The following is a 15,397-nucleotide window of genomic DNA, read 5'->3' as shown; positions in this document are numbered from 1 at the left end:
GTCCTGCCGTCACGGCTTGTCGGCGAGCTCCTTGGCGTACTTGTCGGCCATGTGGCTGACGGCGCTCCACTGGGCGTCGGCGTGGCTGTCGCGCACTCCGGTGGCGTAGGCCTTGGCGGCCAGGGTGGACTCGGCGTGGCTGCGGCCCGGGCCCTGGAAGTGCGGCATCACGTGCTGGGCGACCAGCTCGTAGGAGCGGCGGGTGGCCTCGGGGTTGGCCCACTCGTGGCTGAGCAGCAGCATGGCGCCGAAGCCCCCGGACTGCTCCTGCAGGCGCTGCACCTGGGCGCGGGCGTCGTCGGGCGTGCCGATGACCCCCACCCCGTGGTCGTTGATGAAGTCGATCATCTCGCGGACGTCGCCGCCCTCCACCCCCATCTGTGGGAACGCCGCCACCTTCTGGAAGTACCTGAACCACTGCTCGATCCCGTGCTCCACGTCGCGGTAGGCCTGCTCGCGGGTCTCGGCAACGTGCATCAGCCCCACCAGGCGCCACTTGTCCCGGTCCGGCGGGGGCTGGTGGAAGTGCGCCGCCCGCTCCTGCACCACGCCCCAGTGCAGCGCGAGGGCGTCGAAGCCGTCCTGGGTCAGCGTGGCCCCGATGGACAGCAGCCCCACGCCGTAGCGCCCGGCCAGCCGGGGACCGGTGGGCGAGGCGACCGCGGCGACGGCGATGTCGAAGCAGGGCTCGGAGTAGGGCCGCAGCTGCAGCCGGGCGTCCACCAGGTTGTGGGTGGCGGTCTGCTCGGTGACTGTCTCGCCGGCCAGCAACCGCATGATGATGTCGATGTTGACGTCGAGCAGCTCGCGCGTGTCGGTGGGGTTGAGCCCGATCATCGCCGAGTCGGTGGGCAGCGAGCCCGGGCCGACGCCGAGCATGCTGCGGCCCCGGGTGAGGTGATCGAGCAGCACCATGCGGTCAGCCACCCACAGCGGGTTGTGGTAGCTGATGGAGGTGACGCCGGTGCCCAGCTTGATGCGCCGGGTGCGCTCGGCGGCGGCGGCGATGAAGATCTCCGGCGAGGCGATGATCTCGCTGCCCGCCGAGTGGTGCTCGCCGATCCAGGCCTCGTCGTAGCCCAGGTCGTCGAGGTGCTGGACGAGGCGCAGGTCCCGCTGCAGCGCCAGCGTCGGGTTCTCCCCCGCGGGGTGGAACGGGGCCAGGAACGTGCCGAACCGCAGCTTGCTCATGGTGTGCCTCTCGCGCGCTCATCACCGTTGACGAAGGTCAAATGTAACCTGCGTCACACCACGCGGCCAGCGGAAGGCGGCCGTCGCTCAGGCCATGGTCTTGGCTCCGTCCAGCGACTCGCGGATGATGTCGGCGTGCCCGGAGTGCTGGGCCGTCTCGGCGATGAGGTGCAGCAGCACCCGGCGCCCGGTCCAGCTCAGGCCCTGGGGGAACCACGGGGCGTCGGGCAGCGCCTGGGCGGTGTCCAGGTCGGGCAGCGAGGCGGCGAGCGCCTCGGTGCGGCGGGCAGTCTCCTCGTAGCCGTCGAGCAGCCCGGCCAGGGTGTCGCCCTCGACCATCTGGAAGCCGTCCGCCCACTGCGCCGTGCCGCCGCCCATCATCGCGGCCGCACCCTCGGTGAGGAAGCTGGCCCACTGCCGCTCGGTGGCGGCGACGTGCTTGATCAACCCGCCCAGGGTCAGCGTGCTGGCGGTGGTCCGCTGGGCGGCCTGCTCGTCGGTGAGGTCGCGGACGGTGTGCCGCAGGAACTGCCGGTGCTGGGCCAGGGTGCCCAGCAGCTCAGCCAGCTCTCCTCCGGCCGGGGCGGGGTTGACTGACAGGTCGCTCATGACGTTCTCCTCGGGTCGGGGCGGGAGTCCTCTGGGGCGAGGCCTCTGGGGCCTTTCCCAAGGTAGGAGACAGCACCGACAGAACTGTGACTGCCCGCACATCGCCCCGACCCCGGCCCGTAACACGTAGGCCCTGATGGCGTAACTGTCGCGGGATACCTTCGCCCGCATGGACACAACGGCACGCCGAGGCGGCACGACGACCTCGGTGCAGGAGCGCCCGGTGGTGCTCGAGACCCCCGCTGTCAGTGCGACCCGACGGGTGGAGGCGACGCTGGCCAGCCTCGCGCTGCGCGAGCGTCCCGAGGCCTGGATCGCGCTGCGCCCGCCCGCCGAGCTGCTCGCGGAGGCGGCCGAGGTGGACGCCCGGGTGCAGGCGGGCGAGGTGCTGCCGCTGGCCGGCACGGTGTTCGGCGTCAAGGACAACATCGACGTGGCTGGGCTGTCCACCACCGCGGCCTGCCCCAGCTTCGCCTACCAGCCCACGGTCAGCGCACCGGCGGTGGTGCGGCTGGTGCAGGCCGGCGCCATCGTGGTGGGCAAGACCAACATGGACCAGTTCGCCACCGGGCTGGTGGGCACCCGCAGCCCGTACGGCGTGGTGCGCAACGCCCACGCCCCGGAGCGCATCTCCGGCGGTTCCAGCTCCGGGTCGGCCGTCGCCGTGGCGCTGGGCACCGTGGACTTCGCGCTGGGCACCGACACCGCAGGGTCGGGGCGGGTGCCGGCTGCGCTGCACGGCATCGTCGGGATCAAGCCCACCCTGGGCCTGGTGCCCTCCCTGGGCGTGGTGCCTGCGGCCCGCTCCTACGACACGGTCAGCGTCTTCGCCCCCACCCTGGCCGCGGCGGAGGCGGTCACGGCCGTGCTGTTCGGACCCGAGGCTGCTGACCCCAGCTCACGCCCCTGGCCCACCGATGCCCCGCTGGCCGCACCTCCGGCGCCCAAGGTAGGCGTGCCTGACGAGGCTCAGCTGCTGCACCTCTCGCCCGCCCGGGTTCAGCGCTTCACCGAGACGGCTGAGCAGCTCCGTCAGGCCGGCGCCACGCTGGTGCCGGTGGACATCGCCCCGCTGCTGGAGGCGGCCACGCTGCTCTACAACGGTGCGCTGGTGGCCGAGCGCTACGCCGCGGTGGGCCCCTTCCTGGCCACCCAACCCGCTGACGCCGACCCGGTGGTGTCCTCCATCATCCTGGGCGCCCAGGACGTTCCGGCGCACGAGCTGGTGGCGGACCAGGGACGGCTGGCCGGCTTCGCCCGCCTGGCGCGTGCGGTGTTCGCCGAGGTGGACACGCTGCTGCTGCCCACCACCACCGAGAACCCCACCATCGCCGAGGTGCAGGCCGACCCGGTCGGGGTGAACAGCCGGCTGGGCACCTACACCAACTTCGCCAACCTGCTGGACCTGTGCGGGGTGGCGGTGCCCGCCGGCGAGGCCGACGGCGCCCCGTTCGGGGTGACGGTGCTGGCCCCGGCGTTCCACGACCGGGTGGCCGCTGACGTTGCCCACCTGCTCGACGGGAAGGGCAGCAACGACGTGGCGGTGGTGGGCGCGCAGCCCAGCCTGGAGCTGGTGGTGGTGGGCGCACACCTGGCCGGCCACCCGCTCAACCACCAGCTCACCGAGCGCGGCGCGCGCCTGGTGGGCCCGGTGCGCACGGCGCCGGAGTATCGCCTGCACGCCCTGCCCACCACCCCGCCCAAGCCGGGACTGGTGCACGACGCCGCCTGGGGTGCCGCCATCGCCGGGGAGAAGTGGCTGCTGCCACCGGCCGGGCTGGGCACCTTCCTGGCCGAGCTGCCCGAGCCGATGGTGCTGGGCACGGTGCGCCTGGACGACGGCTCGCAGTGCACCGGGTTCCTGTGCCCCAGCGAGGCGGCCGAGACCGGCCGCGAGATCACCAGCTTCGGCGGCTGGGTCGCGTACCTGGAGCGCGGCAGCACCCCCATGACCCCGTGAGCCCCGTGCCCCAGGCGCCGCGCTGAGCAGACGCCACCCGGGCCGGGGCGCGTGGGTGCTTGGGCACACTGGAGAGGGTGACGTCCCAGGCGGGCAGCACCGGCCCCGCAGAGCCTGCTGACCTCAGGCTGCGCAACGTCCTGGTGACGCTGCTGGCGGTGAACAGCGGCGCCACCGACGCCACCAGCTACCTGCTGCTCGGGGGCGTCTTCACCAGCGTGATGACCGGCAACATGGTGATCTTCGGGCTCTCCCTCGGCGACCAGGACTGGCCCACCCTCGGCAAGGCCGCCACCGCCATCGGCCTCTACGTCGTCGGCGCTGCCCTCGGCGGCTGGATGGTGGGGCTGGCCCGCAAGCCCGACGTGCTGTGGCCGCGGGCCGTCCAGCCCGCTCTGGCCGTGGAGCTGGCGCTGCTGGTGGTCTACGCGGTCGTGTGGTGGGCCGAGGACGGGCGCCCCGACCAGGGTGCGGCGCTGGCGCTGCTGGTCGCCAGCTGCCTCGCGCTGGGCATCCAGGCTGCCGCGGTGCAGCGCCTGGGGGTGCCCGGGCTGTCCACCACGTACCTCACCGGCACGCTCACCACGCTGGTGGTGCAGCTGGTCAACGGCCGGCGCGGTGAGCCGGCGCAGCGGGCTCTGCTGGCGCTCGGTGGGCTGGTCGGCGGTGCTGCCCTCGCCGGGGCGCTGGTGCGCCACGCCCCCCAGGCGGTGCCGGCGGTGCACCTGGCCAGCCTGGGGCCGGTGCTGCTGGCCGGGGCGCTGAGCCGGCTCCGTCAGGTGCCGCGGCCCGCGGCCTGACGCCCCTCCGCTCGGGGCACGGCGTCCGGCACCGCAGCTGGGGGCGTCGCCAGCAGACGCCCCCAGCGGGACCCGGCCTACCCGGCCTTGGCCTGGAGCGCTCCCTGACCGAACTGTCCCCGGGGCACAGAACCCTCCGGCAGGGTGAGCTCCCCACTCTCCAGCCGCGTGCGCAGGTACTGGAACGACTGCGCGGTCTGGGCGAAGAGGTGCTCACCGGCCTTCAGCGCCGGACGCTCGCGGCCGTCAGCGGAGGCGAACTGGGGCAGCGGCGCCACCACCGTGTCGTAGTCGACGTTGAAGAAGAGCGGGAAGGAGTACCGCTCCTCCTGCACCTTGCGCACCCGGTGGGTGGTGGCGACGAACTCTCCCGCGGTCCACAGCTCGAGCAGGTCGCCGATGTTCACCACGAAGGTGTCCGGCACAGGTGGGACGTCGATCCACTCGCCGGCTCCGTTGAGCACCTCCAGGCCGGGTGCGGTGGGCTTGAGCAGGGTGAAGCACTCGTAGTCGCTGTGCGCCCCGATGCCCTCCACGTCCACCGCCTCGTCGTTGCGCCAGTAGTGCATCAGCCGCAACTGGCTCGGCGTCTTGGTGGCCTTGGCGGTGAACAGCTCGGGGTCCTCGCCCAGAGCCACCGCGAACGCGCGCAGCAGCTGGTTCCCGACCCCGAGCACCGCGGTGTAGTAGGCGGTCACCGTCTCGGCGAAACCGGGGATGTCCGGCCAGGTGTTGGGCCCGAGCATGGGGTTGCCCGCCAGATGGTCCGGGTCGTCGGCAGGCAGGTCGAGCGCTGAGTCGAAGGCCTCCTTCAGGTCCACCTTCGCCGGGTCGCCCTCCTCCCCCATCGGGACGTACCCGCGGTGGCACCGGGACAGCCCGATGTAGGTGCGCATCTTCTCCTCCAGCGGCCGGGCGAAGAAGTCCCTCGTCACCTCCACCAGGCTGTCGAACAGCGCCGGGTCGACCCCGGTGTTGCTCACGTAGAAGAAGCCCACCTCCCGGGAGGCACGGCCGATCTCGGCGACCACCGCCTGCTGCGCGTCGGGGTCGGCCGAGCGCAGGCCACCGATGTCGATGATGGGCACGGACTGGAACGACGTGGTCTTGCTCATGCCGGCACTTCTCCTTCTGGGTGGGCGACGAGACGGGAGTGGGAGTGGGCACCGACCGGGCCGAAGCGCTCGTAAAAGTGCTCGGTCAGCTCGGGCCAGACGTGCGGGTCGTGCCCGGGCACGAGGGTGAAGCCGCGCTCGGTGGCGAGGCGCTTGAGCCGCCGGATGGGTTCCACGGTCTCCTCGGGGGCCACCCCCACGAAACCGCCGATGGCCAGCTCGTGCTCGATGTTCTCGGTCAGGTCGGCGGCGTCGAAGGCGAAGACGAACCCGCCGCCGCCCACCGACTCGTCGAGCTCGACGGAGAAGCTCTGGTGGCCGGGGGTGTGCCCGTAGGTGGGCACGGCGTGGATGCCTGGGGCGATCTCGGCGTCCCCGTCGGCGAGCCGCCAGTCGATCCGCGGGTCGTCGAAGTCGATCCTGGCCATCGCGTGGCGCTCCGGCTCCGGGTGGTTGGACAGGCCGTACTCCAGCTCCCGCCGCTGGGCGTGCACCGGCACCTTGCCGGCAAACAGCTTGAGCCCACCGGAGTGGTCGTGGTGCAGGTGGCTGACGCCCACCGCGTGGATGTCGTCGACGTCCACCCCGATGTCGGCGAGCGCCTGCTCGACGGGCTCCCCCGTCGGGGAGATCACCGGGACGTAGTCCACGCCCGGGTAGAAGCGCTGGCGCAGGGCAGCGTCCCGGATGAGGGCGGTGTTGAAGCCCGTGTCCAGCAGCACCCACCCCCCGTCGGCCTGCAGCAGCACCCCGGGCACGGGCTCCCGCAGGCGCTCGTGAGCGGGCGCGCCGTGCACGGAGACCGACTTGGGCAGCTCTTCCCAGCCGAGGGTCAGCAGCACGATTCGACGAACCAGGTTTCCCATCGCTCAGCCCACCGTCAGCTCGGCCAGGCGCAGCGCCGTGGGGTTGGTGACGACGTGGGCCTTCTCCACGCCCTTGAGCCAGGACTGCGCGACGATGAAGTCGTTGATGTCGACGAAGTTGAGCCAGCAGCCCGTCTCCAGCGCCCTGGCGGCTGCGGTCGAGAACGCCTCGCTGGAGCCGGTCCGCTTGCCCTCCGTCAACGCGCTGGTGGTCTCTGGCGAGGAGCAGCCCAGGTAGTTCAGGCCACCGTCGGGGTCGTAGGTGATGTGCCCCCACGTGTAGGGCGAGGGGGCGTCCGGCCAGGCGCTCGAGGCGAAGAGCTCCGGCGCGTCCTTGCCCTTGGTGCCCACCCAGCCGTAGACCTCCGAGGAGGGATACCCCTGGACCTTGGCCGTGATCCCCATGCTCGCCAGCTGGGTAGAGACCAGGTTCGCCACCAGCTGGTAGTCCGGGTTGGACGAGTCGTAGCCCACGGTGATGTTCTTCTGGTCCGAGGGCAGGCCGGCGGCCACCTTCGTCAGCGGCGCTGGATCATGGCGGACGGTCTGCAGCGCGAGCTGCGGGTCGATCATGTTCGGTGGGTAGACCTGCTTGGCCACCGTGCCCCGGCCGAAGTAGGTCTGCTTGACCAGGCTTTCCACGTCGATCGCCTGCTGCAGCGCGCGTCTGGTCGTGACGTCGGTGAACATCCCCTTGTTGGGGTTCACGTAGATGTTGCCGGACATCATGGTGGGCAGGGAGTAGCTGGTGAACCCGGTGTTCTTGCTGTACGACTCCACCGCTGACGAGGGCAGGTCGTGGGTGATGGCGGCTACCTGGCCGTTCTTGAACTGCAGCTGCTGCGCGGAGGTGTCGGTGAGGACGGGCAGCTCGACGTCGGTGAAGTACGGCTTCTTCCCCCAGTAGCCGGGGTAGGCCTTGAGCGCGTAGCGCGAGCCGACCTGGGCGTCGGAGAGCGTGTAGGGGCCGGTGCCGATGTCGTGGGTCTGCAGGTAGGTCTGGGCGTGGTCGGAACCGGCGTGCTGGGCCAGCGCCGTCGGGCTCATCATGCGGGGGCCGTAGGGCGAGGCGAGGTAGTCCAGGAACGCGGAGTTGGGCTCGGCCAGGGTGATGGTGGCCCGGTAGTCGCCGTCGGTGGTCACCGTGGCCACGTCGGCCACCATGTACGCCGGTCCCTGGTTCACCGCGAGCCGCCGGTCGAAGGACGCCTTGATCGCCGCGGCGGTGAAGGGGGTGCCGTCGTGGAAGGTGACGCCCTGGCGCAGCACGAAGCTGAACACCCGGTTGTCCGGCGAGGCAGTCCAGGAGGTGGCCAGCAGCGGCTCGAGCACCGGCTTCTCGGTGCCTGCCTTGAACTGGAGCAGCCCCTCGTAGGTGTTGGTGGTGAGCATCAGGCCCTGACCCGCGTAGTAGATGTCCGGGTCTGGGGGCTGGCCGATGTCCTGCAGGAACGACAGCTTGAGCACCGTGTCGGTGGGAGCGGCGTTGGGTGCGCTGGACCCACCACCCCCGCACGCGGTGAGGGTGAGCGCCACCGCGGCGGCCATGGCGCCAGCGGCAAGGACGCGTCGCCGCGAGGAGGTCAGTCCCGGTCGTCTTCTCACAGGCTTGCTCCTTCGAGGTGGGACAGGCTGAGGTTGTTGAACGCAGCGACGATCTCGTCGCTGGTGCGCACGGCACCGGTCTGCAGGTACTCCATGGCCTCGAGCGCGGCCGCGTGGCTGCGCTCGGACGAGCCACCCACGCAGTCGGAGACCACCCGGACGTAGAAGTCGCGCTGGTGGGCGTCGGCGAAGGTGTAGTGCACACAGACGTCGGTGAGCCCACCGACCAGGATCAGCGTGGATGCCCGCAGCCCGCGCAGCACGATCTCGAGCTCGGTGCCGATGAATCCGGAGTAGCGCCGCTTGACGATGTGGAACTCGTCCTCCCGCGGTCGCAGGCTCGGCTCCAGCGCGGTGCCCCGGGCACCCTCGATGCAGTGCGGACCCTCGGCGCCGTCCAGCTCGCGCCCGAAGTCGATCCCACTGGGGCGGTGCACCTCCTGGAAGAACACCACCGGGACGCCGGCGTCTCGGGCCGCTGCGAGCAGGCCCTCGACCCGGGCGACACGGTCAGCGTTGCCCCCCATCACCTCGATGCCCATCTCGTCGCCGGGCAGGCCGGCGCCCTCCTGCATGTCGACGACCACGAGCACGGGATTTCCCACTATCAGGGGCTGAGCTGGCACGGCAGTCTCCTCTGGTTGTCGGCGGAAGAGCAGGAGGAAGGGGAGGTCGAGGGGAGTCAGACCTTGATGCGGGGATCGGCGGCCGCCTGGAGCAGGTCGACGACCGCGTTGATGACGACGTAGACGGCGCCGAGGAGCAGGGTGACGCCGGCGATGGCGGGGAAATCGGCGACCGGGATGCTCTGGGCCACGTACTGCCCGATGCCGGGCCAGGCGAAGACCTGCTCCACGACCAGCACTCCGGAGAACATCAGCCCCAGCTGCAGGCCGGTCATCGCCAGGGAGGATCCGACGCAGTTGCGCAGCACGTGCTTGAACAGCACCCCCCGGCTGGACAAGCCCTTGGCGCGGCCGGTGCGGGCGTAGTCGCTCTCCAGGTCGGTGAGCAGGCTGGAGCGCAGCACCCGGCCGATCGCCACCGCGGGCCCGAGCGCCAGCGCCGTGGCCGGCAGCACCAGGTGTTGCAGCGCGTCGGCCACCACGTCCAGGCGCCCGGCCAGCAGCCCGTCGACGGTGAGCAGTCCGGTGGGGCCGTCCGGCAGGTCGGCCACGGACGAGCGGCCGGTGGCGGGCAGCCAGCCCAGCTGCTGGTAGAAGACGATGATCCCCACGATGCCGAGCAGGAACATCGGCGCCGCTGCCCCGGTGAACAGCACCACCCGGAGCACCTCGGCGCCGCGCCAGCGCAGCGTGGTGCTGAAGGCGAGCAGCATGGCCAGCAGCAGCGCGATGGTGATGCCGGCCAGCGCCAGCTCGAGCGTCGCGGGCACGAACGACAACAGGTCGGTGCCCACTGGGCGGCGGGTGCGGAAGGACGTCCCGAAGTCACCCTGCACCACCGCGACCAGGTAGTTCCAGAACTGGGTGGTGAGCGGAAGGTCGAGCCCCAGCTCGTGCCGGCGGGCCGCCACGGCGTCCGCAGATGCCTGTGCGCCCAGCTGGGCGTGCACCGGGTCGAGGCTGGAGACGCTCTGGAGCACGAACATCACCCCGGTGAGGACCACCAGGATCAGCACCATCGCCGAGAGGCGCTTGAGCACGAAGGCAGGCACGGCGGGTCCTCTCAGCTCGTCTTCATGAGGTTGCGGGCGCTGTCCCCGGCGATGTTGGCGACCAGGGTGAGCAGCAGGACCCCCACGCCTGGCAGCACCGGGATCCACCACTGCTGCAGGAAGTAGCTGAGGTTGCGGGCGGTGTCCGCACCCAGCTCCGCGGCGGGGGCGGACTGGCCGAGCCCGAGGAAGGACAGCGCGGCCAACGTGAGGACGAGCGCTCCGATGTCCTGGCTGGCAGCCACCACCGTGTTGGGAACGGCTCCGGGCAGCACGTGGCGCCGGGCCAGGCGCAACCGTCCGGCCCCCGCCAACCGCGCCGCCTCGACGTGTGGCCGAGCCATCAGGCGAGCCACCTCGCCGCGGACCAGCCGGGCGTAGAAGGGCCACCACACGATGGACACCGCGATCAAGGTGTGCAGGAAGCCAGGACCCAGTGCGGCCACCACGGCGATGGCCAGCACCGGCGCCGGCATGGAGAGGAAGCCGTCGGTGATGCGCATCAGGGCGAAGTCGACCCAGCCACCGGCCATCCCGGCGACGAGGCCCACCAGGCCGCCGACCAGCACGCCGAGGGCGACCACGGCGAGGGCGGCGAACCAGCTGGCCCGCACCCCGTACAGCACCCGGCTGAGCACGTCCCTGCCGATGCTGTCGGTGCCCAGCAGGTTCGCCCCCCAGGACGGCCCGGTCAGCGGTACTCCCACGGGCAGCAAGGGGTCGTGCGGCGCCAGGACCGGCACCGCCACGGCCACCAGCGTGAGCAGCAGCAGCAGGCTGGCTCCCAGCCAGCTCATGGTGGCTCCGCGTGAGCTGAACCAGCGGGTCCGGCGTCGAGCGGGTGCGGCCAGCGGCACCGCCCTGGACAAGGTCAGCGTCATGTCAGCTCGCCCTCCGCTCGATGCACGCCACTCGGTGGTTGCTGCCGGGCGTCCCCTCCAGCCCGACGTCCAGCGCAGGCTCGCTGCAGGTGGCGATGGCAAGCGGGCACCGGGGGTGGAAGGCGCAGCCGGAGGGCGGTGACAGAGGGCTGCCCGGCTCTCCGATCATCACCTCCGGCTCGCGGCCGATGTCGGGGATCGAGGCGATGAGCGCCTGCGTGTAGGGGTGGGCGGGGCGGGCGGTGACCTGCTCGACGTCGCCGATCTCCACGATCCGACCCAGGTACATCACGGCGATGCGGTCGGCGACCACCCGGGCGACGGACAGGTCGTGGGTCACGAACACCACGGCCATGTCCAGGCTCTCCCGCAGCTGCCCGATCAGGTTGATCACCGAGGCGGCGAGGGAGACGTCCAGAGCACTGGTCGGCTCGTCGCAGAGCAGCACCGCCGGGGGCACCACGGTGGCGCGGGCCAGCGACACCCGTTGGCGCTGCCCGCCGGAGAGCTGGGCTGCGCGGGCCCTGGCCACGTCGGCAGGCAGGCCCACCCGAGTGAGCGCCTCGGTCACCCGCGCGTCGCGCTGCCGGCGCGAGAGCTTGCGGCCTCGCAGGCGCTCGGAGACCAGCTCCTGCACCGACATCCACGGTGTCAGCGAGGCGCCGGCGTCCTGGAAGACCATCTGGGGGCGCTCGGTGGCGGCGAGGCCCACCTGCCCGGTCGTCGGAGTCTCCAGCCCGGCGATCACTCGGAGCAGGGTTGACTTGCCCGAGCCGCTCTCCCCCACGATCGCCACGGCCTCACCAGCGCCGACGGTGAGGGAGACCCCCCGCAGGGCCTGCAACCGAGCCCGTCCCCGCACCGCGCCGCCCGTGGGGAACGCCTTGGTGACCTCGCGCACGGAGACCGCCACGCCACGCTCGCGCGCTGGGTCGTCGGTGGTGGTCTGCGGAGCGACTACCTCGTCGGGGGGCACGGCCGCGTCAGGAGGTACGGCGTCCTCGGGAGGTACGGCCTCCTCGGGGTGCAGCCGGGCGAGGACGGTGGGTGCCGGCAGCACGCAGGCACTCACCCGGCCCGGCCCGGCCTCCGTCGGCGCAGGTGGCCGGGTGCTGCACTGGTCGTGCGCGAGCGGGCAGCGCGGGACGAAGGGGCAACCCGACAGCACCGCGGTGGGGCTGGGCACCTCGCCAGGCAGCACTGCGAGCGCACGCTGGCGGTGGGTGTCGAAGGTCAGCCGTGACTGCAGCAACCCGTGCGTGTACGGGTGCGCGGGGGCTTGCAGCACCTCCGCGGCGGGCCCGACCTCCGCGATCCGACCGGCGTAGAGCACGGCCACCCGGTCGGCGATCTGCGCGGCAACGCCCAGGTCGTGGGTGATCATCAGGACGCTGCACCCGAGCTCGTCCCGGAGTCGACGCAGCAGCACCAGCACCTGCGCCTGGACCGTGACGTCCAGGGCGGTGGTCGGCTCGTCCGCGACGATCAGCTCGGGGTCGCCCGCGACCGCCATGGCGATCATGACGCGCTGGCGAAGGCCGCCGGAGAGCTCGTGGGGATAGCTGCGCATCCGCCGCGCCGGGTCCGGGATGCCCACCGCGGCGAGCAGGCGCTCCGCCTCTGCGGTGCTGCCGGCCGACTCGGCCACCTGCTGCCCCACCCGCATCGTCGGGTTCAGCGACGTCATCGGGTCCTGGAAGATGGAGCCCAGGTTGAGTCGCCGCACCTTCTGCCGCGACTTCTCGTCACCGTGCAGCATGTCTGAGCCCATCACGCGCACGGCACCACCCAGCTCGGCGGACCGCGGCAGCAGACCCAGCAGGGAAAACCCCAGAACGCTTTTCCCGGAACCGGACTCGCCCACCAGGCCCACGATCTCGCCGGGGGAAATGGTGAGGGAGACGCCCCGGAGGGCGCGAACTGCAGCGCCCCTTCGCTGAAAAGTGACCTCCAGTTCCTCGACCTCGGCCGTTGTTTGGTTCACCGACGTGTTCGTGGTCAAGGCCAGGTCAGAAGCACTGCGGGTGATGAGGGTGTCACTCAAAGAAGCCCCCTACAGCGGAAGGAGTGAATCTCTCCGGCAATACCGGTTGCGCGATAGTTTTAGGTGCAAGTGTTTCGGCTGAACGTTCGCAGGTAACTATGAAGTGAATTGACTTGCCCGCCTTTGTCACGATGGTCAGGTGCCGACGCTGCGCTCGCTGAACCTCGCGGTGGACCTGCGCGCCGAGCCGTGGCGCTACCCCGGGCCGGCGCTGCCGTTCTCCGCGCTGCAGGTGGACGACCACCTCATCGCCCTGCACGGGGCCGCGGGCGAGGTTGACAGGCTGCTGGCCGACATCGGCGCCGCGCCCCTGGCCCGCCGGGCGCTGGTGGTCGGCATCGGCTCCAACCGCTGCCCGGACGTGCTGCGCCGCAAGCTCGCCGCAGCCGGCGCCGCCACGGTGGTGCCCACTGGCGTGGGGGTGCTGCACGGCACCGACGTGGGCCACTCCGCCCACGTCAGCCAGGGCGGGTACGTCGCGGCCACCCCGTTCGCGCGGCGAGGTGCGACCGCAGCGGTGACCGTGTCCGCGCTCAGCGCCGAACAGCTGAGCTGCCTGGACGCCACCGAGGGCAGCTACGACCGTCGTGCCGTCGCCGCGGACCGCCTCACCCTGCAGCAGGGTTTCCCGCTCGGCGATCGCCCGCTGCTGATGTACGTGTCGCGCTGGGGGGTGCTCGGCGACCACGACCGGCAGCCGCTGCCCTTCGGCACCCAGGACCAGGTGCTGACCCACCTGGGCGAGCTCGGCGTGGTGGACCCACAGCTGGTGGGCCGGGGAGCGCAGCACACGACGACAGCGCTGGCCGCCGACCCGCAGCTGCGGCGAGAGGTGAGCGAGCGGATGCACCCGTTCGCCCGCCCGTGCACCTAGGAGACGACGCTCTCTGCCAGCTCGATCTCCCGCTCCTCGGCCTCGCTGACCTCGGCGCCCCGCAGGGCCGCCGCGCGTCGACGCCGCTCCACGAGGGCCGCCACACCCAGCAGAGCCGCGGCGACCACCAGCCAGCCCCCGATCGTGCCGAGGTCACGGGCCAGGGACAGGTCCGGGAAGTACACGATCTTGCGGGCGGCCTCGAGCATGCCGGAGCCGATCCAGAACTGGTGCAGCCACGCGAAGAGGCCGGGCTGCAGCCACGGCTGGTACACCCCACCCGCACTGGTGAAGTTCAGCGCCACGAACAGGATGACCATGCACGCCGTGGTGAACCGGCCGACCAGGGTGTGCAGACCGACGCCGAAGAGGGTGAGCACCAGGGCGTAGGCGAAGGCCGTCCCGCCAATGGCCCAGACGTGTCCGCCCATGGTGCCGTTGATCAGCTCCGCCACCGCGGTGACCAGGACGGCGTTGGCCGCGGCTCCACCCACGGCCAGGCCGATGCGGCTGCGCAGGGTTCGCGAGGCGCCCGCGGTGCCGATCGCCGTGCCCGTGCCGTAGGCGCCGACGGTGAGCGCCACCAGGTAGAAGAAGAGGGCCTGTCCCGAGGGATCGTCCGGCGAGGTGGGCACCACGTCCTCCACCGCCAGCGGGAGCGACTGCTGCAGCGCGATCGGGGCGAACATCCGCTCCACGGTCACCGCCGTGGTGTCCGACGCCGCCGAGCTGACGAGCAGGCTGGGCCGGTCCGCGTCGAGCACGTAGGCAGCGCTGGTCTCCTGCGCCGCGATGCGGTCCGCCGCCGCCTGCCGGTCGGGCTGCACGGTGAGGCTGACCTTGTCGCCCAGCGTGCCGCGCAGCGACTCCACCAGCGCAGTGGCCTGTGGGGCGTCGCCGACCACGTCCACCGGCACCTGCTGCGGGTCGGGCTTGGCGAACCCGCCCACGTAGGCCGCCGCCATCACCACTCCGAGGAGGACCGGGACGAGGGCGTGGCTCAGCACGAAGGAGACGGAGACGCGGGGGTGGCCGTGAGCGGCGGCAGACATCGGCAGAACTCTCTGGTTGTATTTTACAACTGGTTGAGGTTGTAGAGTACAACTCATGGCGGCCGACCAGCAACCCTCAGCGCGTCGCTGGGCTGAGCAGATTCATGACGACCTCGCAGACTTCAGCCGCCGCATCCGGGCGGAGGGCGGGTCGGCGAAGGCCGGGCTGAGCTACGTCGACTTCTCGCTGCTGTCCCACGTGGATGGACATCCCGGCGCCCGGGTCACCGAGGTGGCTGCCGCGCTGCGCGTCGACAAGTCCACCGCCAGCCGGCAGCTCACCGGCCTGGAGGCTCGCGGCCTGCTGGTGCGCCACCCCGACCCGGAGCGCCCCCGCTCGCACACCCTGGCGCTGAGCGAGCAGGCGGCGACGCTGCTGCACGGTGTCCGGGACGAGCAGGTGCGGGCCATCGAGGGCCGGTTGCGCGACTGGTCGGAGGAGGACGTGCAGACCTTCGCCCGGCTGCTGCACCGCTACAACCGCAGCGACGACGCCTGAGCCCGCCGAACCGCTGCTCCCCCTCCGCTGCGTGCTGGGGCGGAACGACCCAGGACGACCAAAGCCCCTCACCGCGTGCGCGGGAGGGGCTTCGTCGTGGTGCTCGTGGCGGTAGCGGTGGGATTTGAACCCACGGAGGGGGTGAACCCTCACACGCTTTCGAGGCGTGCTCCTTAGGCCGCTCGGACACGCTACCGCCGGCTACCTTACCGGATCGCGGTCG

14 protein-coding genes and 1 tRNA gene are annotated in these 15,397 nt (G+C 71.6%); 4 read left to right on the top strand and 11 right to left on the bottom strand.

Features of this window, described 5'->3' with window-relative positions; translation table 11 throughout:
- Positions 1 to 9: 9 nt before the first annotated feature.
- Positions 10 to 1,191 carry an LLM class flavin-dependent oxidoreductase gene (locus AC3YNX_RS05810; RefSeq protein ID WP_489982427.1) on the bottom strand — a complete coding sequence of 394 codons (1,182 nt, stop codon included), beginning with the start codon at positions 1,189 to 1,191 and terminating at the stop codon, positions 10 to 12.
- A gap of 87 nt (positions 1,192 to 1,278) precedes the next feature.
- Positions 1,279 to 1,800: a DinB family protein gene (locus AC3YNX_RS05805; protein WP_127781752.1), complete on the bottom strand. Its 522-nt coding sequence runs from the start codon at positions 1,798 to 1,800 to the stop codon at positions 1,279 to 1,281.
- Positions 1,801 to 1,969: 169 nt separating this feature from the next.
- Between AC3YNX_RS05805 and atzF the strand changes: the two genes are divergently transcribed.
- Both atzF and AC3YNX_RS05795 read left to right on the top strand, forming a co-directional pair.
- Complete coding sequence (gene atzF, locus AC3YNX_RS05800) at positions 1,970 to 3,760, top strand: allophanate hydrolase (protein ID WP_489994870.1); 1,791 nt, start codon at positions 1,970 to 1,972, stop codon at positions 3,758 to 3,760.
- A gap of 77 nt (positions 3,761 to 3,837) precedes the next feature.
- The gene (locus AC3YNX_RS05795; RefSeq protein ID WP_489994869.1) at positions 3,838 to 4,560 is read left to right on the top strand and encodes a YoaK family protein; all 723 of its coding nucleotides are present in this window, start codon (positions 3,838 to 3,840) and stop codon (positions 4,558 to 4,560) included.
- 77 nt (positions 4,561 to 4,637) lie between these two features.
- Here AC3YNX_RS05795 and AC3YNX_RS05790 read toward each other — a convergent pair whose 3' ends face one another.
- From AC3YNX_RS05790 to AC3YNX_RS05760, 7 genes are all read right to left on the bottom strand, one after another.
- The gene (locus tag AC3YNX_RS05790; RefSeq protein WP_127781749.1) at positions 4,638 to 5,675 is read right to left on the bottom strand and encodes an isopenicillin N synthase family dioxygenase; all 1,038 of its coding nucleotides are present in this window, start codon (positions 5,673 to 5,675) and stop codon (positions 4,638 to 4,640) included.
- Complete coding sequence (locus AC3YNX_RS05785; protein ID WP_489994868.1) at positions 5,672 to 6,541, bottom strand: N-acyl homoserine lactonase family protein; 870 nt, start codon at positions 6,539 to 6,541, stop codon at positions 5,672 to 5,674. The genes AC3YNX_RS05790 and AC3YNX_RS05785 overlap by 4 nt, the downstream gene beginning before the upstream one ends.
- Before the next feature lie 3 nt (positions 6,542 to 6,544).
- The gene (locus AC3YNX_RS05780; protein WP_489994867.1) at positions 6,545 to 8,146 is read right to left on the bottom strand and encodes an ABC transporter substrate-binding protein; all 1,602 of its coding nucleotides are present in this window, start codon (positions 8,144 to 8,146) and stop codon (positions 6,545 to 6,547) included.
- Positions 8,143 to 8,739 carry a cysteine hydrolase family protein gene (locus AC3YNX_RS05775; RefSeq protein ID WP_489994866.1) on the bottom strand — a complete coding sequence of 199 codons (597 nt, stop codon included), beginning with the start codon at positions 8,737 to 8,739 and terminating at the stop codon, positions 8,143 to 8,145. Before AC3YNX_RS05775 ends, AC3YNX_RS05780 begins: the two co-directional genes overlap by 4 nt.
- An 89-nt stretch (positions 8,740 to 8,828) precedes the next feature.
- Complete coding sequence (locus AC3YNX_RS05770) at positions 8,829 to 9,824, bottom strand: ABC transporter permease (RefSeq protein ID WP_127781746.1); 996 nt, start codon at positions 9,822 to 9,824, stop codon at positions 8,829 to 8,831.
- Between the two features lie 11 nt (positions 9,825 to 9,835).
- Entirely contained in the window at positions 9,836 to 10,621 is a 786-nt protein-coding gene (locus tag AC3YNX_RS05765) for an ABC transporter permease (protein WP_241249542.1), read from the bottom strand.
- 85 nt (positions 10,622 to 10,706) lie between these two features.
- Positions 10,707 to 12,689, bottom strand: coding sequence for an ABC transporter ATP-binding protein (locus AC3YNX_RS05760; RefSeq protein ID WP_489994865.1), 1,983 nt, complete (start codon positions 12,687 to 12,689; stop codon positions 10,707 to 10,709).
- Positions 12,690 to 12,888: 199 nt separating this feature from the next.
- Here AC3YNX_RS05760 and AC3YNX_RS05755 point away from each other — a divergent pair, with 199 nt between their 5' ends.
- Positions 12,889 to 13,623, top strand: coding sequence for a hypothetical protein (locus tag AC3YNX_RS05755; RefSeq protein ID WP_489994864.1), 735 nt, complete (start codon positions 12,889 to 12,891; stop codon positions 13,621 to 13,623).
- On the opposite strand, the gene AC3YNX_RS05750 is transcribed toward AC3YNX_RS05755, so the two are convergent.
- On the bottom strand, positions 13,620 to 14,675 hold the full coding sequence (locus AC3YNX_RS05750; RefSeq protein WP_489994863.1) for a hypothetical protein: 1,056 nt from the start codon (positions 14,673 to 14,675) through the stop codon (positions 13,620 to 13,622). The two genes, AC3YNX_RS05755 and AC3YNX_RS05750, sit on opposite strands and share 4 nt — an antisense overlap.
- A 55-nt stretch (positions 14,676 to 14,730) precedes the next feature.
- Here AC3YNX_RS05750 and AC3YNX_RS05745 point away from each other — a divergent pair, with 55 nt between their 5' ends.
- Positions 14,731 to 15,174 (top strand): MarR family winged helix-turn-helix transcriptional regulator, encoded by a 444-nt coding sequence (locus tag AC3YNX_RS05745; protein ID WP_127781742.1) that lies wholly within the window; start codon positions 14,731 to 14,733, stop codon positions 15,172 to 15,174.
- 106 nt (positions 15,175 to 15,280) lie between these two features.
- Here the strand turns inward: AC3YNX_RS05745 and AC3YNX_RS05740 are convergent.
- Positions 15,281 to 15,370 (bottom strand) — tRNA-Ser (locus AC3YNX_RS05740).
- Positions 15,371 to 15,397: the final 27 nt, after the last annotated feature.

The organism is Rhodococcus sp. Z13_19A, from assembly GCF_058133575.1.
The sequence above is the reverse complement of the archived record's forward strand: the minus strand, read 5'-3'. Positions and strand labels throughout refer to the sequence as shown.